Origin of the sequence: Flavobacterium subsaxonicum WB 4.1-42 = DSM 21790, assembly GCF_000422725.1 — a bacterium.
GTDB lineage: Bacteria > Bacteroidota > Bacteroidia > Flavobacteriales > Flavobacteriaceae > Flavobacterium > Flavobacterium subsaxonicum.
In genome coordinates, this window is the sequence record NZ_KE383911.1 from 283683 (window position 1) to 303151 (window position 19469).

At 42.4% G+C, this 19469-nt stretch carries 18 protein-coding genes; 8 read left to right on the forward strand and 10 right to left on the reverse strand.

Annotation, left to right across the window (positions count from 1 at the left end; all coding sequences use genetic code 11):
- Position 1: 1 nt before the first annotated feature.
- Both G509_RS0119745 and G509_RS0119750 read right to left on the reverse strand, forming a co-directional pair.
- Positions 2-472, reverse strand: a complete 471-nt coding sequence (locus G509_RS0119745) for a DUF6428 family protein (protein WP_026993118.1) — start codon at positions 470-472, stop codon at positions 2-4.
- A gap of 16 nt (positions 473-488) precedes the next feature.
- Positions 489-821 (reverse strand): ArsR/SmtB family transcription factor, encoded by a 333-nt coding sequence (locus G509_RS0119750; protein WP_026993119.1) that lies wholly within the window; start codon positions 819-821, stop codon positions 489-491.
- 126 nt (positions 822-947) lie between these two features.
- Between G509_RS0119750 and G509_RS0119755 the strand changes: the two genes are divergently transcribed.
- The 3 genes from G509_RS0119755 (at position 948) to G509_RS0119765 (ending at position 4420) form a co-directional block, all read left to right on the forward strand.
- Positions 948-2489 carry a SulP family inorganic anion transporter gene (locus G509_RS0119755; protein WP_026993120.1) on the forward strand — a complete coding sequence of 514 codons (1542 nt, stop codon included), beginning with the start codon at positions 948-950 and terminating at the stop codon, positions 2487-2489.
- A gap of 50 nt (positions 2490-2539) precedes the next feature.
- Positions 2540-3712 carry a Na+/H+ antiporter NhaA gene (gene nhaA / locus G509_RS0119760; RefSeq protein ID WP_035739356.1) on the forward strand — a complete coding sequence of 391 codons (1173 nt, stop codon included), beginning with the start codon at positions 2540-2542 and terminating at the stop codon, positions 3710-3712.
- A 297-nt stretch (positions 3713-4009) separates the two neighbouring features.
- Entirely contained in the window at positions 4010-4420 is a 411-nt protein-coding gene (locus G509_RS0119765; RefSeq protein ID WP_026993122.1) for a hypothetical protein, read from the forward strand.
- A 140-nt stretch (positions 4421-4560) separates the two neighbouring features.
- Here G509_RS0119765 and G509_RS0119770 read toward each other — a convergent pair whose 3' ends face one another.
- The 4 genes from G509_RS0119770 to dapF all read right to left on the reverse strand — a co-directional run bounded on the left by G509_RS0119770 (position 4561) and on the right by dapF (position 7842).
- Entirely contained in the window at positions 4561-5211 is a 651-nt protein-coding gene (locus G509_RS0119770) for a hypothetical protein (RefSeq protein ID WP_026993123.1), read from the reverse strand.
- A 272-nt stretch (positions 5212-5483) separates the two neighbouring features.
- A complete protein-coding gene (mltG, locus tag G509_RS0119775) occupies positions 5484-6524 on the reverse strand; it encodes an endolytic transglycosylase MltG (protein ID WP_026993124.1) in 1041 nt (346 codons plus the stop codon).
- 11 nt (positions 6525-6535) lie between these two features.
- Complete coding sequence (locus G509_RS0119780) at positions 6536-7066, reverse strand: GNAT family N-acetyltransferase (RefSeq protein WP_026993125.1); 531 nt, start codon at positions 7064-7066, stop codon at positions 6536-6538.
- A complete protein-coding gene (gene dapF, locus G509_RS0119785) occupies positions 7060-7842 on the reverse strand; it encodes a diaminopimelate epimerase (RefSeq protein WP_026993126.1) in 783 nt (260 codons plus the stop codon). Before dapF ends, G509_RS0119780 begins: the two co-directional genes overlap by 7 nt.
- Before the next feature lie 99 nt (positions 7843-7941).
- Here dapF and G509_RS0119790 point away from each other — a divergent pair, with 99 nt between their 5' ends.
- Positions 7942-9339 carry a trypsin-like peptidase domain-containing protein gene (locus G509_RS0119790; RefSeq protein WP_026993127.1) on the forward strand — a complete coding sequence of 466 codons (1398 nt, stop codon included), beginning with the start codon at positions 7942-7944 and terminating at the stop codon, positions 9337-9339.
- A gap of 76 nt (positions 9340-9415) precedes the next feature.
- On the opposite strand, the gene G509_RS0119795 is transcribed toward G509_RS0119790, so the two are convergent.
- Both G509_RS0119795 and G509_RS0119800 read right to left on the reverse strand, forming a co-directional pair.
- On the reverse strand, positions 9416-10111 hold the full coding sequence (locus G509_RS0119795) for a response regulator transcription factor (RefSeq protein ID WP_026993128.1): 696 nt from the start codon (positions 10109-10111) through the stop codon (positions 9416-9418).
- The gene (locus tag G509_RS0119800) at positions 10111-11490 is read right to left on the reverse strand and encodes a sensor histidine kinase (protein WP_026993129.1); all 1380 of its coding nucleotides are present in this window, start codon (positions 11488-11490) and stop codon (positions 10111-10113) included. Before G509_RS0119800 ends, G509_RS0119795 begins: the two co-directional genes overlap by 1 nt.
- Positions 11491-11679: 189 nt before the next feature.
- Between G509_RS0119800 and G509_RS22595 the strand changes: the two genes are divergently transcribed.
- Entirely contained in the window at positions 11680-13041 is a 1362-nt protein-coding gene (locus G509_RS22595) for a M43 family zinc metalloprotease (protein ID WP_026993130.1), read from the forward strand.
- Positions 13042-13148: 107 nt separating this feature from the next.
- Here G509_RS22595 and G509_RS0119810 read toward each other — a convergent pair whose 3' ends face one another.
- Entirely contained in the window at positions 13149-15185 is a 2037-nt protein-coding gene (locus tag G509_RS0119810) for a T9SS type A sorting domain-containing protein (RefSeq protein ID WP_026993131.1), read from the reverse strand.
- A gap of 157 nt (positions 15186-15342) precedes the next feature.
- Positions 15343-16167 carry a T9SS type A sorting domain-containing protein gene (locus G509_RS0119815; RefSeq protein WP_026993132.1) on the reverse strand — a complete coding sequence of 275 codons (825 nt, stop codon included), beginning with the start codon at positions 16165-16167 and terminating at the stop codon, positions 15343-15345.
- A 223-nt stretch (positions 16168-16390) separates the two neighbouring features.
- Between G509_RS0119815 and G509_RS0119820 the strand changes: the two genes are divergently transcribed.
- The 3 genes from G509_RS0119820 to G509_RS0119835 all read left to right on the forward strand — a co-directional run bounded on the left by G509_RS0119820 (position 16391) and on the right by G509_RS0119835 (position 19275).
- Complete coding sequence (locus tag G509_RS0119820) at positions 16391-17839, forward strand: glyceraldehyde-3-phosphate dehydrogenase (protein ID WP_026993133.1); 1449 nt, start codon at positions 16391-16393, stop codon at positions 17837-17839.
- 844 nt (positions 17840-18683) lie between these two features.
- Positions 18684-18965: a hypothetical protein gene (locus G509_RS0119830; protein WP_026993134.1), complete on the forward strand. Its 282-nt coding sequence runs from the start codon at positions 18684-18686 to the stop codon at positions 18963-18965.
- A 31-nt stretch (positions 18966-18996) separates the two neighbouring features.
- The gene (locus G509_RS0119835; protein WP_026993135.1) at positions 18997-19275 is read left to right on the forward strand and encodes a hypothetical protein; all 279 of its coding nucleotides are present in this window, start codon (positions 18997-18999) and stop codon (positions 19273-19275) included.
- Positions 19276-19469 lie beyond the last annotated feature (194 nt).

Sequence of the window (19469 nt, forward strand, 5' to 3'; positions counted from 1 at the left end):
ATTAGCAGCAACCCCCACCCGGAGTGCACGAATTACCTTCCTGATTACCTAACATTTGCAAACTCAGTTTTGGTTTAGCCGGTATACCGCACGCATCCTCAGCAAGGCAGGCCGTTTGCTTATTAACCAAAATAAAATCTGTACCATTAAAATCCAGGTCGTATTTACCAATAGTATCCGACTGGTATTCCACCTCAATTTCAAAATCGCCCATACCCAGTACTTTTTCAGATAGTGCAATAATATCCAGCAGCTTTTTCGGCTTTAGCCTGTGTTCAAAGTCGTTAGCATCCCAAAGCTGAAAGTTAGCCACTTCTTCTTTACGCACTACGCCACCGCAGTCTATAAAGTTTTTAGTAATCACGCCAACCTCGGTTACATGAAAATTCTCCGGCACAAAGGTACCGTTGGGCAGTTTAAAATTTACCGCCTCGGCTGTAGCCAGGTGGTTTTTAATTTCAGATAGTTTCATAATCTGTATGATTTAGTTAACAACATTCGTTTTTTCTGTTTGTAATAGAAAGGGCGACATGATCAAAAAACGACTTAATTTTTTCGAAGCCATTCTCGTCAATACAATAACAAACCGATGTACCCTCTATGCTCCCTTTTATAAGCCCTGCATTTTTAAGCTCTTTTAAATGCTGCGATACCGTGGCCTGCGCAAGGGGCAAAACCTCCACGATATCGCCGCACACACAGGCATCTGTCTGTAACAGATACTCAATAATGGCTATGCGCGCAGGGTGCCCAATTGCTTTGGCTAAAGCCGAAAGCTCGTTTTGGCGCGCTGTAAATTGTTCTGATTTTGTAGTGCCCATAAAAATTACATTTTATTTATCGCAATATTACGATAAATATTATTTAGTTTTGCAACCGCTATATTATTTTTTAGCTGTGCTTAAATAGTAATGTACTTTGTAACTTTGCAAAACTTACACACATCCATGCAAACCAAAACATTTGGCCTTTTCGACTTCTCGCAAAAAGTAAACTATAAAAACGAAATCCTGGCCGGCTTAACCGTAGCCATGACCATGATTCCGGAGTCGCTTTCGTTTGCTATACTGGCAGGTTTTCCGCCGTTGGTGGGCTTGTATGCCGCCTTTATAATGGGCCTGGTAACTGCAATTTTTGGCGGAAGGCCAGGGCTGGTATCGGGTGGCGCGGGTGCAACGGTAATTACGCTTATAGCCTTAATGCAGGCACAGGGCATAGAATATGTTTTTGCAGCCGTGGCTTTAGGTGGTGTAATGCAAATACTGGTTGGGCTTTTTAAGTTAGGAAAATTTATCAGGCTTGTGCCCCAGCCTGTTATGTATGGCTTTGTAAATGGCCTTGCCGTTGTAATATTTATGTCGCAATTAGGACAGTTTAAAACAATGATTAATGGTGAGGAAGCCTGGCTAACCGGACCAACGCTATACACCATGGCCGGCCTGGTTGCCCTAACCATTGCTATAGTAATTGGTTTCCCAAAAATTACAAAGGCATTGCCGGCATCGTTAGTTGCTATTATAGTGGTGTTTGCCATAGTATTAGGCTTTGGCATAGAGACCAAAACCGTTCAGGATATCGCATCGGTGCAAGGCGGGTTCCCTCCTTTCCATATCCCGAACATTCCAATAAATTTCGAGACGCTCCAAATAATACTTCCTTACTCCTTAATTATGGCTGCCGTAGGTTTAACCGAAGGCCTGCTTACGCTGAATTTAGTAGACGAAATTACCGGAACCAAAGGCAACAGCAACCGCGAATGTATTGCACAGGGTAGCGCCAACATTGCCAACGGTTTCTTTTTTGGTATGGGAGGCTGCCCCATGATAGCGCAAACGCTGGTTAACCTTTCGGCGGGGTCGAGGGCAAGATTGTCGGGAATTATAGCTGCAATTACGATACTTATAATCATATTATTCGGTGCATCCGTAATAGGCAAACTACCTATGGCTGCGTTGGTTGGCGTTATGATGATGGTTGCCATTGGCACGTTTGAGTGGGCCAGTTTCCGAATCATAAATAAAATGCCAAAGCAGGATATTTTTACGGGTATTGTAGTGGCCATCATCACTATCGTATTGCACAACCTGGCACTGGCCGTGCTAATAGGTGTAATAATATCGGCGCTGGTTTTTGCATGGGAAAGCGCCAAGCACATACGCGCTAAAATGTATGTTGATGCAGATGGTGTAAAGCATTACAATATCTTAGGGCCGTTATTTTTTGGGTCGACCACCACCTTTTTAGAAACCTTTGATGTAGCCAACGACCCCGAGCAAATTGTAATCGACTTTACAGAGAGCCGCATAACCGATATGTCGGCCATTGAGGCGCTTAACAACATTACCCGCAAATACAGCGCTGTTGGCAAAACCGTAACACTTACACATTTAAGTGCTGATTCCAGGCAATTGCTTAAAAATGCCGAAGGTGTAATAGTGGTAAATATAGCCGAAGACCCCACTTATAAAGTAGCCACAGATAGGGCATAATACCGCGTTATTGCTCGCTTTTTTGTGTTAAATTCTGTATTTTTACAACTATGGAAAACCCCATTAACCTTAGCGTTTTTAAAAAATTTTTCAGTTCCTCATCAGCAGGTGGTATCGTACTGCTGGCGTGTGTTGCCGTATCGTTACTTATAGCTAATTCTGGCCTTTCGGCAGATTTTGAACAGCTGCTTGCAACGCAATTGGGTTTTGAAACCGAAAGCATCCAATTGCGCTACCCACTGCTGCTCTGGATAAACGATGGCCTTATGGCAATCTTCTTTTTACTGGTAGGGCTCGAAATTAAACGCGAGATTGTAGAGGGCGAATTATCATCAGCACGTAAAGCGGCACTACCCGTGCTTGCAGCTATTGGCGGGGTTTTGGTGCCGGCACTCATTTATATATCATTCAATACTAACACCGCAATTGCCGGTGGCTGGGGCATACCCATGGCTACCGATATTGCTTTTGCATTGGGAATTTTATCGTTATTAGGGAATAGAGTGCCAACAGGACTCAAAATATTCCTGGCTGCCCTTGCCATTGTAGACGACTTGATGGCCATACTGGTTATTGCCCTATTCTACTCCACAGGGATGCACACCGAATATTTAATGTATGCCGGTGGCCTTTTTATCGTACAGATTATCTTCAACAAAATGGGTGTAAAAAGCCTTTGGGCGTATTTACTTCCGGGCATCATAATGTGGTATTGCATACACCATTCGGGTATACATGCCACCATTGCAGGAGTATTAACGGCGCTTACCTTACCCACAACACCCGATGCAACCGAATCGCCTTTAGAAAAACTGGAGCATTTTTTATCCAGACCTGTCAATTTTATTATTATGCCATTGTTTGCACTGGCAAATACCAACATAACTTTTGAAGATGGCATGCTACAGGGCTTAACCGGCAATTTAGGCTTAGGCATTGTATTAGGTCTATTCTTAGGGAAGCCCGTAGGGATATTTGCAATGTCGTGGCTATCGGTAAAATTAAAGATCGCTCAATTGCCCGAAGGCGTGAAATGGCCGCACGTTTTAGGGTTAGGATTACTGGGTGGTATTGGCTTTACCATGTCAATTTTCATAGCTTTGCTATCCTTTACAGAGGTTTCGCTTCAGGCTGAAGCCAAATTTGCGATACTAATAGCCTCCATACTGGCCGGTTGTGCCGGGTATGTATTTTTACATCTGTACAACAAAAAGCAAAAGTAACTACCTCCCCTAAAGTTTAAGGGCATTTGCTATAAATCTGAATTAGAGCGCAACTATTTGATGAAAATTATCTGCAAAATATCTACGAACTATATAAAAAAAGCGGCGAACTGTTAATGTATAAAAATCATCATTACCCTAATATCAACAAATTTTAAATTTAAGCCCCTTTATTTTATTGTATTATTATTTTAAAGTATCTCAAATTATAAAATTGTTTTTTCGTGCGCCAATACCTTAAAACATAAGGGTTTCGGGTAATTTTTCAGTAAATTAGCGTAAACATCCACTATAGCTATGCCACTATTTCCAGAACTGACACTAATAATTGTGTTGTCTGCGAGCCTGGTAGTATATCTGCTATTCAAATTACTAAATAGCAGATCAGGCTACAGAAAGAAGAAAAATTACTTACTAACCGAATACCAAAGGCTGCGTGTAAAATCTATTACACTACAGGAAAAACTAAGCACGCACATTCTTAGCAGGGATAACGACAAAGAGTTGTTTACCCAAGGCATGAGCTATGGCGACTACCTTAAATACCTGCAAAAAAACCATGGCAAAAACCTGACCGATAAAGGCTATGCAAGGCTTAAAAACAGCGATAACAGGGTGCAGCAAATTAAGGTGGCCGATATGCTTAAAGAACAGGAGGGAAAGCTAAAGGAAGCAGAGGATAACTTATCGAAAGTTATTGCCGTGTAAAGCAAGGTAAATGTGATGCAAAGCGGGCATTTATCTTATTTTAAATTGCATAAAAAAGGTTAAAATAGTGCTGCTTCAACAAGCTCAGCATGACACTATTTTAACCTTTCTTATTAACTATATATTTTTGAAACCGAAGCTTACTTAAGTCTTACCTTAGGCTCCGGGTGTGCCACGATAGCCGAAGTATCGTAACCGCCAAATTTCTTGATGTAGCTTTTTAATGATGTACCAAAACCATCTCTAAAGGCCCTTTTGCCATTGCTGTGCAAAAAGTTTTTTACAGAGTTGGCGCCGGCAAGGTGTGCAGCAGCCAATAGGCCCGATTCGGTAATTTTAATACCGTTTACCACTTTACCCTCAAAAGTGCCTATTTCGTTTCTAAGCTCCCATTTGTTTTTAGAAAGTAATGCTTTAAAAGCACGTTCCTGCAGGGGTGGGTTGTTTAAAAAGTTTTTAGCGTCTTTAATGCCCAGGGCACGCAATGCGCTTTTGCCAAACTGGTACTTGCCCATGTAACCGTAGCGGTTTACAAGTTTGTATAATCCCTGAGATTCTTTAATGGCTATGGCCTGTTTAAAGCCAACATACGTTTTACCGGTAAAGGGGAAATTGAAATTTACTTTGGCGGTTTCGTCAATAGTAGGAACTGTGTAATTGGTAATTTCGTCTTCGGCTAAGTGAAAGCCATCTATCTTACCAAACTGTTTTTCTTCTTTGGCTTTAAAACCAGAGCTTACGGTTGCTATAAAAATCCCTAAACTCGCAAAGTATATCCATTTCTTAATCATGTGTATTTATTTCTCATAACCTGTCACTTTATGAATTTCACAGATGCAAATATACAACAAAAAAACACAACCTGATTTACAGCACCTTAGCAGCACCCCTTACTTTAACTTTTTGTTAAGACCATGTTACCTTGTAAGAATATAGCTTAAATACCCTGTATAAAGGGATTTACAAAGACTGGACTTTAAAATATCTTGTAGGACATTTTGGGTAAAAAAAATTCCGGAAAAGTTAAAAAACCTCCGGAATTCAGCTAAACTTTTGTAGGATTTTACCTCTTTATCCCCATCTTTTCTACCCAGACAACATACTTTTGGCGGTTAACTTCGTGCTGTGCCGGTGTAACGGCAAACTCATGGTAGCCAAAATTAGTAACGCTGGCACAAAAATAAATGTAATTGTGCTGCTCTGGGTTTAGTACGGCATCTATAGCCGTAATATCGGGCATAGCAATTGGCCCCGGTGGCAGGCCTTCGTACTTATACATATTGTATGGAGAATCTATAACAAGGTCTTTAAAGAAAACACGCTTAATAACCTGGTCAAAATCGCCCGATTGCTTTTTAATGGCATAGATAACGGTGGGGTCGGCTTCCAGCTTCATGCCTTTTTTAAGGCGGTTAAGGTACACACCGGCCACACGCGGCCTCTCGTCGTTTTTAACGGTCTCTTTGTGCACAATAGCAGCCAATGCCGATACCTGCAATGGTGTTAAGCCCTGCGCCTCTGCTTTGGCAAGCCTCTCTGGTGTCCAGAAACGGCGGTATTCTTTCATAAGCTTATCCCTAACCTTGGTGGCTGTTGTGTTCCAAAAAAACTCGTAAGTATTAGGAATAAAAATGCTCAGTACGTTATCTTCGTTAAAGCCATTTTCTTCTAAAAAAGCTTTATCGGTAAAAGCTTCTAACAGTTGCAGGCTGTCCGGCTCTATTTGCTGCGCTATACGGCCCACTGCCCTTTGCAGGGTTTCCTGGTTGTTAAAGGCAATATCTACCGTTCTGGGCTGGCGTAAGGCTATTATAAGGTCGTTACTGTTCATGCCGTTGGTAAAAATAAATTTACCGGCCTTAACATTGTTGGGGTATTCTTTTTTCTCGGCGGTAGATATAAAACGATCCATATCTTCTACATACGGCTTAACCAGGGTTTTAACCTGCTCAAAATCGGCACCTGTAGGTATAAAAACGGCAACCTCTTCTTTATTAAAGGCGGTATTGGCACTAAATATATCTTTATACAACATATAGCCATAAATAGTGCCGCCGGTAACCACTACCAGCGATACAATGCCTACAATTTTTCTTAAGTTCAAAATGCTATGTTTTAGTTATTGTTTATTAGTTGGTACAAAGCCTCGTCGTGGTACCGGTTCTCAAACCTGTTCCAGTCTTTTTTTACTCCAATTAATTGGAAGTCAAAATTAGTAAAAAGGGTGGTACTTGCAACATTATCCAAATGGATATTTGCATACAATTGATGCAGCTGCAATTTGGTAAAAGCGTAGTTAATAAGCAGGCCCAAAGCCTCTTTGCCAAAGCCGTTATTGCGGTGGGCTTGCTCCTGAATAATAATGCCCACCCCCGCCCTCTGGTTGGCAGGATCAAAGTCGAAAAGGTCTATTAAACCCACGGCATCAGCAGTATTATTTTTGCAGATGGCAAGGCGCAGCTGCTTGGCCTCATAAATATCCTGATGGGCATTTTCCAGGTATTGCCTGATTAAAAAACGGCTGTAAGGGGTTTGCGTGTTGCTAACCTGCCACATGGCCTCGTTGTTTTCTATCCGGTAAATAAAGTCCAGGTCTTCGGGCTCGAGTGCCCTCAGGTAAATAGTGTTTCCCGTTAAGGTTACCATTCTGCTTCGCCTTTAAATACAAAGCGGGCGGGCCCGGTTAAATATACCTCGGTAAACTGCTTGCCGTTTTGCGCGAAAGACACTTTAAGCTCGCCACCCGGGGTGGTAAGCCTTACGGTGTTAGCTTCGGTTTTGCCCAGCACCTTCATGGCTATGGCAACAGCTGTTACACCGGTACCGCAAGACAAAGTTTCATCTTCAACCCCACGCTCATATGTGCGGACTGAAAATCTGTCAGCCCCATCCTGGCTTACAAAGTTTACGTTGCTGCCCTTATCGCCATACAGCCCGCTGTAGCGAATATTTGCCCCTATGCCCTTAACATCAAGGTTAGGCAAATCTTCTACTATTTCTACGTGGTGTGGCGATCCGGTATCTAAAAAAACATAATCCTCGTACATCGAAACCGTGTTAACATCTTTCATGTGCAGGCTTATTATGCCATTTTCATCTATAGTTGCGTGATGGCGGCCGTCTATGGCATCAAATTCGGTTTCGTTATCTATAATGCCCAAAGCATTGGCAAAGGCAACAATGCACCTGCCGCCGTTACCGCACATGGTGCTCTCATTTCCGTCAGAATTATAGTATACCATACGAAAATCGGCACTTCCTGCGTTCTCTAATAAAATGAGCCCATCGGCGCCAATGCCAAACCTTCGGTCGCAAAGGTGCCCAACAAGTTTGGTATCATTTTTGGGAAATATATCATCGCGGTTGTCTACCATGACAAAGTCGTTTCCTGTGCCCTGGTATTTGTAAAAAGTGTATTCCATTTAGTGCATATAATAAGGACAAAAGTACAAATATAAACGACACATAAAACACGGCAGCACCCGCACTTTAACCATTAAAAAATTAAATACTTTTTTTTTATGAAACAAATTTCAAGCCTGTTCCTGGTATCCCTTTTAAGCGGTGCCACTACCCTTGGAGCTTACAAACTGGTATTTGATAACGACACTCCAAGCTCTGCCTTATCAATAGCCGCTCCGCACTCTGCCTTAACCAAAAACGTATCGTATACGGGTGCCGAAGTACCCACTGATTTTACCGATGCCGCCGATAAAGCCGTACACACGGTGGTGCACGTTAAAAACACATCGTACGCTACACAAAGCAACCCCATGATGGAGTTTTTTTACGGCCAGCGCGGTGGCCAGCAGCAGGCACAAATTGGCACCGGTAGTGGTGTTATTATTACCGAAGACGGGTACATTGTAACCAACAACCACGTAATACAAAACGCATCAGAATTAGAGGTTACCCTTAACAACAACAAATCGTACAAGGCTAAGCTTGTGGGCACCGACTCTAAAATGGATATTGCCCTGCTTAAAGTAGATACTAAAGAAAAACTGCCGTATGCCACCTTTGGCAATAGCGATGATATTAAGGTGGGCGAATGGGTGCTTGCTGTGGGTAACCCTTACAACCTTAATAGCACTGTTACTGCGGGAATTGTTTCGGCGAAAGCCAGGAACCTGAGCAAAGATGGTTTACAGTCGTTTATACAAACCGATGCTGCCGTTAACCCCGGTAACAGCGGTGGCGCACTGGTTAATACCCGTGGCGAACTTGTGGGTATTAACACCATGATTAGCAGCACTACAGGATCTTACGTTGGTTATTCTTTTGCGGTACCCAGTAACATTACCCGCAAGCTTATAGAAGATATTATGGAGTTTGGCAACGTGCAGCGCGGTGTGCTTGGTGTACAGGGTGGCGAGCTTAACAGCATGGCCAGCAAAGAGCTTGGCATTAGCCAGACTCAGGGTTTTTATGTTAACAGCGTAGTTGATAAAAGCGGCGCCCAGCTTGCCGGTATTAAAAAAGGCGATATTATTGTTAAGATAGACGAAAAGCCTATTAATGGTTTTGCCGACCTTAATGCTGCCGTGGTTACCAAACGCCCTAACGATGTGGTTAAGGTTACCGTAGACCGCAATGGCGATATGGTTACCCTGCCGGTTAAGCTTACCAAAAACGAAATTAACAGCTTTACCTATGATGGCCTTGAGTTGCAGGACTTAACAGCCGCTGAGAAAAAACAGCTTAAAATAGATTACGGTGTCAGGATTAAGGAAATTACCGATGAAAACTACATGCCTTACTACGACGAGCTTAAAGACGGTATTATACTAAGTATTAACAACACCAAGGCTACCGATATTGAAACCGTAACCGAAATACTATCGCGCAAGGGGCAAAACCAGCGCGTGCGCGTAGAGATGCTTAACAAGAACAGGCAAGTGGTTCGATTTATAATGTAGACTCTTATTTTGCTTTATATCTTTATTTTAGAAGCCCCCGTTTATTAGCGGGGGTTTTGTTTTTTAGGATGTCGCGTTATTCCCTAACGATCATTTTGTACCCGATGCCGCGAATGTTTACTATAGATATAGCAGGGTCGTTAGCAAAGTGCTTGCGCAGTTTGGTTATAAAAACATCCATGCTGCGGGCATTAAAAAAGCTATCGTCTTTCCACAATTCCAACAACACCTTTTGCCTGGGCAATATCTCGTTTTTGTGGGTTATTAGCCTGTAGAGCAATTCGTTTTCCAAATGCGTGAGTACTATTTTTTTATCCGAATAGGATAACTCCATAGCGGCGCGGTCAAAACTATATTGGCCAATAGTATAAATAGTAGCATCGGTTGTTTGGGTTGCGGTTTTACTTGCCCTTTTTAAAAGGGCGTTCATCCGCACCACCAACTCTTCTATGCTAAATGGTTTTTTAAGATAATCGTTGCCGCCAACATCAAAGCCTTTAACCACGTCTTCGGTAAGCGACCGCGCAGTTAAAAATATAATGGGTATATCGGCATCCTTTTGCCGTATCTCTTTAACCAGTGTGTAGCCGTCCATGCCGGGCAGCATAATATCGATAATGCAAATATCAAACTGGCCGGGCACAAACAATTCCAGTCCCTTAAGGCCGTCCTGCGCCCATTGCACTGCAAAGCCGCTCTTGGCAAGCATATCGCCGGTAATTTTACCCAACGATAGTTCGTCTTCTACATATAAAACCTGTGCGTTGTTCATTAGTTTGCCGGTAAAGTTATCTGGAACACAGCCCCGTTATCAATCTTACTTTTTAGCAATATTAAAGTACCCCCATGCAGGGTAATAATTTCTTTAGCATAGCTAAGGCCAAGGCCATAGCCTTTAACTGTATGCTTATCGCCTTCAGACACCCTGAAGTATGGTTTAAAAATATCTTTATGATGATTTTCGGCAATGCCAATACCGTTGTCAGTCACCGTTATTTTTACGGTGTTGTTTTCCTGCCATGCGGCGAATTCTATCACAGCCTCTCCCCTGCTGTATTTAAGCGAATTATCTACCAGGTTGCTAAACACATTAAGCAGGTGTTCGGCATCGGCATTTACATAAATATCATCCGGCACACCGGCAGTATCTATAACCGCATTAAGGGCATCGGTAGAAGGTTTAAACTTAAGCGCAACATTACTAAGCAACTCCCGCAAATTAACCGATTCTTTTTGCAGGTAAATCTTTCCATCATTAAGCTTGGCATTGTATAAAATGCTCTCCGTCATCCCGGTTAGGCGCTTTAAGTCGGCCTGCATAATATGTATGTACTCGCGGGCGGCAGTTTTATCGTCAATCATATTATAGGTGTCCAAAGCCTCTGTGGCAGCATATAAGGTGGCAAGCGGCGTTTTAAGCTCGTGTGTCATGTTATTGGTAAAGTTATCCTTCATTTCCAACAGCTTACGGTTCTTCTTAATATTATTTACCAAAAGCACAACAGATGTTACACACACCAACAGATACAGTATAGAAAGCACAATGTACCAAACCATCTCTTTTAAAATAACGCTGTCTAAATTATAGAGTATCAGGCTGTAGTGCTGCGACGGGTTAAGTTCAGAACTCATATCAATAGTATAGCCTTTATCTTTCGGCATAGGGTTGGGGTACGATATTTTCTTTCCGTCCTTAACATACTTAACACCATACTTTAATGCAGGATAGGCAAAAACCATATCACTTTTAAACTCGGTTAGCATATTCTTATCCATAAACACCATATTGGCAGGCATCATTATAGAGTCCATTGCTTTTTTAACAAGGCTGTCAGACAACGGCCCATTCTCGCCACCTACCACTTTTACCTGCACATCTATACTGCCCTTTCCCGCTTTAAGCAGCTCTTTTGTAATCTGATCGGGAATGATGGATTCTGATCGGCTTATCCTCCCCACCAGATTAATAGCATCATTATTTAAAACATACTCCTTTAGCATGTTCTTTGCTTCTTCCTGCACCAGCTGCTTTTGGTTTTGGTAAACAGAGTACAGCCAGTACAGCTGAAACCCCATTATAAACACCACTGCCACCACAGCATATATAGTGGTAAGCCCCGGTTTATTATTAGTTGTTACACTCTTTTTCATACTCAAATGTAAGTGTTTTATGTAAGGTTTTTTACCGCTTAACACTAAATAACACTCAGCATCATGCTTTTAGGCGATTAGGCGATTTTCGCTTAACACTTGTTAACAGTAAATAAAACTACATAACTAAGCATGCAGTTATTGCTGGCTACATTTGCCTTGTAACAATCATTATTATCAAAAACACAAATGAAAACAAATACCTTTAGGCATGTAGCAGCACTACTCCTGCTCAGTCTTACTACCATTAGCCTACAAGCACAAAATACCGCTAAAAAGGCTCCTGCTTCTTTTGGCAAACCTATTAAGGGCAGCGATTTTAACCCCTGCGTAAGCACGGATTATGAAGCGTACCTGAAGCAAAAAAATCCGAACCGTTTATCGGGCGAACAATTTGAACAATGGCTTGCGCCAAAGGTTGCTGCGGCTAAAGTTGCTCGTAACGGCCAAAACACCAATACCGTGGTAACGGTGCCGGTGGTGGTACACGTTATACATAATGGCGATGCCCTTGGCGTAAACGAAAATATTGCCGATGAGCAGGTGCTGTCTCAAATTCAGGTGCTTAACCAGGATTTCAGGAACATGCAGAATACACCCGGCTATAGCAATAACCCGGCTGCTGCCGATATTGAAATTGAATTTTGTTTAGCACAACGCGACCCGCAGGGTAACCTTACTAATGGTATAGACAGGGTTGACCTTAATAAGGCAAGCTGGGGATTTAATGCTGTAGAAACTGTACTTAAACCCGAAACGATATGGAACCCCGAAGAATATCTTAATATCTGGGTTTGTAATTTTGGTGGCGACCTGTACGGGGTTGGTGGGTATGCATTTTTTCCGGAAGGTGCTAATATAGACGGGCTTGATGGTGCCGAGTCTACCGAAGACAATGATGGCCTAACTATTTGGTATAAAGTTTTTGGATCGTCTGACATTTATCCTGAAGGAAATTATCTTGAAGGCCACGATAAAGGCCGTAGCACCACGCACGAAATGGGTCATTTTTTGGGTTTAAGGCACATTTGGGGCGATGGAAACAGCTGCGATAATACCGATTATTGTGCCGATACCCCTACTGCCCTTGCTATGAACATGACGTGCAGCGAGATAGACTCGTGCCCGGAGAGTGATGGTTTTGATATGATAGAGAACCACATGGATTATACCCCCGATGCCTGCAAGCACTTTTTTACCAACGACCAAAAAGCAAGGATGGTAGCTGTGCTGCAAAATGCCCCAAGAAGGATTGCATTACAGGCTTCTACAGTATGTACCGCTCCGGAATTAGGCCTTGATGATACTTTAAAAAACGGTACGGGCATTTATCCTAATCCGGCTAAAGACGTACTGTACATAACATCAAACATTACGGGTGTACAAGGTAATTATACTATTTTTAATGCTCTTGGGCAGGCGGTAGCTTCTAAAAACATACAGTTTGATGCGCAGGTTGCCATTAATGTAGAAGGCTTAAACAAAGGCATTTACTTTATAAAAATAAGCAGGGAGGGTAAAACCAGCACACTTAAATTTATAAAAGACTAACGAGTCATATAACGGGTTCCTGATTGATTGGTGATAAATTTTAATGCAGGAAAACAAAAACGGGTGGCCTAATGGCCTCCCGTTTTATTTATAAGTATAAGTGTATGTTACTGTTTTACAACCTTGATTGTTGCGGTAGCATTATTGGCGCTAACTTTTACCATGTAAGTTCCGGCAGCAAGGTTAGACAGGTCTAACTGTGCTTTGCTTTGGTTAATGGTAGTAACCAGTACCTGCTGGCCTACTAAATTGTACACCGTAGCACTGTCTATGTTTTTAATATACTCCAGGTTAAGCACATCTTTTACAGGGTTAGGATAATAGCTAAACGTACCATTTGCAAAACCGGTTACACTACCCGTATTACTTATGGTTACAGCAAATACATCTGTGCTGCAATTACCAAGGGTTGCCACTGCGTAATAGGTAGCACCATCTTCTAAAATTAGCGTATCGGCAATTGGGTTAGTATTAGCCTGGGCATCAGCCAATGTAGCATACCAGGTAACAGTTGCACCTTCCTGAACTATAATAACAAGATTCTCTGTAGTGCCGCTTGCATCGCCAAGATCCTGGATCGCTTCACCTTCTATATTAGCCAATGCTATAATACTAACCTCTACAGGGGTTCTTTCTTCGCTCTCGCAAAGGCCTTCAACCTGGGCAGCATAGTATGTACCCGATGCCAGTGGTGTATCTTCGGCAATAATATCATCGCCTGTTGCACTGCCATACCAGGCCACATCATCCGATGGCAAGTCTATACCCGTTGCACCAGTACAAAATTCTAACACTTCATCAAATTCAGGGGCTTCTAAATTACAGTTAACATTAAGCAGGTAATCTTCGACCTGGCCGTAACCTTCGTCACTTGAACATGGGTCGCCCGTATATTCATCAAACAATTTAAACACCCTCATATAGGTTAATCCCGGCAGGGCATCATCCGGTACTTCAATCTCTCCGGTAAGCTCTACATCATCCTCACCATCAGAATTGGTAATAACCCCAATCTCGTAGCTTTCGCCATCGTCTGTAAGGTCGCCGTTGTGGTTCCAGTCTATAAACACGGTAATATAATTTTCGTATCCATCGCCAAAAACATCAACCGTATTACCCTTAATAGTAATATCATACGTTTCGCCTATATCTACCTGTCCCGGAGCTATCGATGTAAAATCTTCTTGCTGCGGACTGCTTACATCGGCACTTGATGTATTGCTGATACCTGCAAATTCTACAAACGTAATAGGCTCTACACCGCTATCAAATTCGACCTGGCATAAGCAATCCAACCCGCTGTTTTGCACCTGTATGGGTGTACTTGTTGCGGTTAAGGTACTTGCGGTACAGGTAATTTTGGCCCTGTACCAGGTAGATACAGCCTGCGTAGTAGTATAAGTGGCAGCAGTGCCACCGGTGGCTATATTGGTATACGTAACATTATCTGTAGACGATTGCCACTGATACGTTAAACCGGCCACAAAATAAGGCGGTGATAATGATAAGGTTACATCAGTTTCATTACAGGCATAAAGTGTAGATGCAGCCGTAACCGATGTTGGCGGAGTGCCATCGCAAGGTAAAGAAGCTGCCTGTGTAACACTCACGTTATCAAAGTATAAGTAAGCATCGATATCTTCATTCTGGTTTGCACCCGATGTTAGCCTTATATAAACATTGCTTCCGCCCGGAGGTGTAAATGTAACCGTACGCGTGGCACAATCTGCCGAAACAATATGGTTTGCAGGTGATACCGTTTCCAGTAATGTCCACGGGCCTGATTGCGATGCGGCATATTCTATGGTAAAACTGCCCCAGTTAGGCGAGTTAGGATAGGCCTCGGTTTCATCGTAATAATCTACGAGTTTGTAATCATAGGTTAAGGTTGCCAATTGGCCGTTAGACATGCCTAATAACCCTGACACTGTGGTTCCCGGATCGTAAAATGAATACAATTCGGTTACTATAGAGTAGCCGTCGCACGATTCGTAATCGTCCAGCCAGTAAGCAAAATCGGGGTTGGTCCAGGCAATGTCGTCCGATTCAAAATCTTCCGAATAATTAAGTTGCGCGTAGCCCTTTTGCGGATTTATAAAAAGGCCAAAAGCAAGAAACACATAAATTAGTAGTGTTGGCTTCATACATTTGATATTAAAGAGGTTATAATTATAAATTTAGAACATTTTGACTTCTAAAAGTTTTAAATCCTTACGATAAATTGAATTTTAAGAAATCTTTAACATAGCAATAGACAAAAAAACCGGCTACATAACCGGTTCATATTTAAAGTGATATACATTACTTTTTAGTTACGCTAACCTCCCGCACTTCGTTATTGGCTGTAATTTTCAACACGTAATCGCCAAACTTAAGGCCGGTCATGTCCAGTCGGGAGAAGTCGTTGTTCATATCTTCTATAATTACCGGTTGCCCCTGATGGTCAAAAATAGCAATGTTGCTTATCGTACCGTTAAAGCTAAGGTTTAGGTAATCGGTTACGGGGTTAGGATACACGGTAAGGTCACTGGTTGCGACTACTGGGCCGGTTGTAAGGCCATCCTGTAGCACGCTAACATCATCAATATAAACAAAATAGTTACTTTTTGGGTTGATGCCCGGCGTTACCCTATAGCGCAAATACACCTTAGTGCTATCGGCAGGACTAAAAGTTACCTGTCGCAGGGCGCAATCGGCTGATCTTATATGATTTTGTGGTGTAATAGCGTCTATAGCCGTCCAAGGCCCGTTACGGCTTGACCCATAATCAAGGGTTATGGTGCCCCAATCGGTAGTATTTTCAGCCTGGTACGGTAACACATTATCGTATATAAGGATTTTATACCTGTACATCAGCGTAATAGCCTCACCATTGCTTACTCCAACTGCCGGAGAAACCGTTTCTGCCACTACAGGCCTGGCCAGCCCATTATTAACGTGAGCCCTTATGGCACTTTCGGTCTGGCACACCGCAACGTTAGTAACTTTAAAGTCGCGGTCGGTCCACTTATGGCCTACGCGCGAAAAATCCTGTTGGTAATCTATCTGGGCTTGGGCGGTATCTGTATATAAAACACTGGCTGCCATAAACATACAGCCGCCAAGTAATTGTAATATTGTTTTCATGATAACAAAATTTTGTGTTGTCTTATAAAGTTACCATATAATTTACAGCCCAACTGTTAATAAAATATTGTTTAACGCCAATTTGCATTAGCATTAATAGCATTTTAACACCATTGATTATAATTTAAAAAATAGTAAAAAAATATGCGAAATTATTTTACGAAAACGATTGAAATATTATACATTTGCATCATAATATCACAATTAAAACATTTTGCCTCTTATGAACAATACTGTTCTCTACGAAAAAGAACTCTCTTACCAGGCCGACAGGCGTAAGGCAGGTGTTGAATTTATTAATATTGTAAGCGAGCTTTGGTATGACAAGTCTATTGAGCTTGTACTTTTTCGCAATCAACTAATAGACAAGAGCATAGGCGATATTATTAACCTGCACGAGTATGCCGGCGAGTTTATCAAAAAACCCATCAATGTTTTTGATACTGTAGAGATTGCCCGTGCCATTAAGATAGCCAACCTGCCCCCGTCAAGAATAGACATTGGCAAGCTAACGTACGAGTATCACCTTGAAGATAACCACTATAACGATGCTACTGCCTTTGTAAACGACAAGCTTAGGCATGCCAAGGCGAGCAAGAACATACAGCCTAAAGACGTGGTACTATACGGCTTTGGCCGCATTGGCAGGCTATTAGCCCGCGAAATGATGAGCAAGATAGGCAAAGGTGCCCAACTAAGGCTACGAGCCATTGTGGTACGCGACAAACACGATGCCACGCTGCTCGAAAAAAGGGCATCGCTTTTAAAACACGACTCTATACATGGCGATTTCCAGGGATCGGTAACCGTTAATTTACACAACAACACACTGGTAATCAATGGTGCTACAGTACACATTATTACTGCATCTGCCCCGGAGAAGGTAGATTACACCAAGTACGGCATTAACAACGCCCTGCTTATAGACAACACCGGCGCCTTTACTACAGAAGATGCTCTTAAGCGCCACCTGGTTGCCAACGGCATCGAGAAGGTGCTGCTAACCGCACCGGGCAAAGGCGTGCCCAACATTGTATACGGTGTTAACCACAACGATTACAGCCCCGATGATACCGACATTTTCTCGGCCGCATCGTGCACAACTAATGCTATCACGCCTATCCTTATGGTGTTAGAAGATACTTTAGGCATCACTAAGGGTCACTTGGAGACCATACACGCCTATACCAACGACCAGAATTTGGTCGACAACATGCACAAGAAGTACCGCCGCGGCAGGGCAGCCGCCTTAAACATGGTTATTACCGAGACCGGTGCCGGCAGTGCCGTTGCCAAAGCTATACCATCGTTAGCTGGCAAGCTGACTTCCAACGCTATACGGGTTCCGGTGCCTAACGGATCGTTAGTGGTGGTTAATGTAGAGGTGGAAAGGCCTACCAGTATTGCCGAGGTTAATGAGATAATGAAACACTACGCCCTTGAAGGCGAACTTGTTGAACAAATTAAATATTCTGTAAATAACGAACTGGTATCCAGCGACATAGTAGGTACATCGGCCCCGGCAATTTACGATAGTAAGGCTACTATTGTAAGCGCCGACGGCAAAAATGTAATACTTTACGTATGGTACGATAACGAGTATGGGTACAGCCACCAGGTAATTCGCCTTGCAAAATACGTTGCAAAAGTAAGGCGCTACACGTATTACTAAAAGCTACCTAAACCAACCATTTTTTTTCTTCATAATTGTTAGTCCGCTCTTTTTGCCGAGAGCGGATTTTTTTTGTGCCTCTGTCAAAAAAAGGCTTGATATTTCACTTTTGGACTCTGACATTCACTACCAAATCATCTCTAAAATAGCGTCAGCTACTCTCCCCTATTTTGCTCATAGCCTCTCAAAACACTTAATTTACTAATTATCAATAAACTAAAATATACCGATTGGTATATTGTTCAATAAACCCATTTACTGCAACATCCACTTCAGTACTGCTATGCAAAAGGCGTTGTAATTTTGCAGAAGGGAAATTGGTTGTTGGTTGCGGGTTTTGAGTTGGGAGTTTTGAGTTAGGGGTTGCGGGTTTTGAGTTGAGGGTTGAGGGTTTTGAGTTAGGGGTTGAGGGTTTTGAGTTGAGGGTTTTGAGTTGAGGGTTGAGGGTTGTTGCCCGTTGCTTATTGCTTATTGCCTCTTGCTTATTGCCTGTTGCTTATTGCTTATTGCCTGTTGTCAATTGCCTGTTGTCAATTGCTTATTGCCTGTTGCCAATTGCCTGTTGTCAATTGCTTATTGCCTGTTGCCAATTGCTTATTGCTTACTGTCCATTAAACTTATTCAGATAAAAATTTCTGCAATTTTAAAAAAACACGTATTTCTACCTGATTTTTATTAGGCGGTTTATTATAGTTTAGCACTACTAAAACACTGATAGGTAGCTTGCTATTTACTAAGCATGGCGCTTATTAGCTATTGAGTGGAGCAGGAACCACTTTAATAAACGGGGCGTCTTTTTCCGAAAAGCCTTACGAGTAGGAAAACACTAAAAAATTACAACATTATGTCTGGTCAAAATTCAGTAGAAACATTAATTCCCGGAGGTTGGACTGCTTACCACAAATTAACCCCGGAAGACAAGCAAGTATTTGATGAAGCCCTGCAAGGCTTTGTGGGAGTAAAATATACTCCGAACGAAGTTTCAACACAGGTTGTAAACGGTACTAACTACCGTTTTAAATGTACTGCCTCTATGCCACCTGCCCTGGTTGTATGGGAAGCCATTGTGTTAATTCACAAGCCAATAAACGGCAAGCCATACATTTATGGCATCGAACGATATTAAATAAATCATCCATCAAAAAAAATTACACATCATGTCAAATTCAGTAGAAACATTAGTACCGGGCGGCTGGACAAAGTACCACGCCCTTACACCCGAAGACCAAATAGTATTTGATGAAGCCATGTACGGCTTTGTAGGAGTAAAATATACCCCTACCGAAGTTGCAACCCAGATTGTGGCAGGCATCAACTACCGCTTTAAATGCACAGCATCTATACCACCGGCCCTTGTAGTTTGGGAGGCTATTGTAGAGATATTTAAGCCGTTAGACGGAGGTAAACCTTATCTTACCGGCATTAAAAATATATAGTAATTAGCCATAGTAACTATTATTTAAAAATCTGCCCGATTAGTTTCGGGCAGATTTTGTTGGTTGTAAGGTTCTTCAGGCAAAGTCTTTTATTAACACAACACTTTTCAGGCACCGTCTTCGTGAGGCACGAAGCGATCTTTTAAACCAAACAATCTATGCCCTATGGGATTGCCGCGCTCCGTTGCACTTCG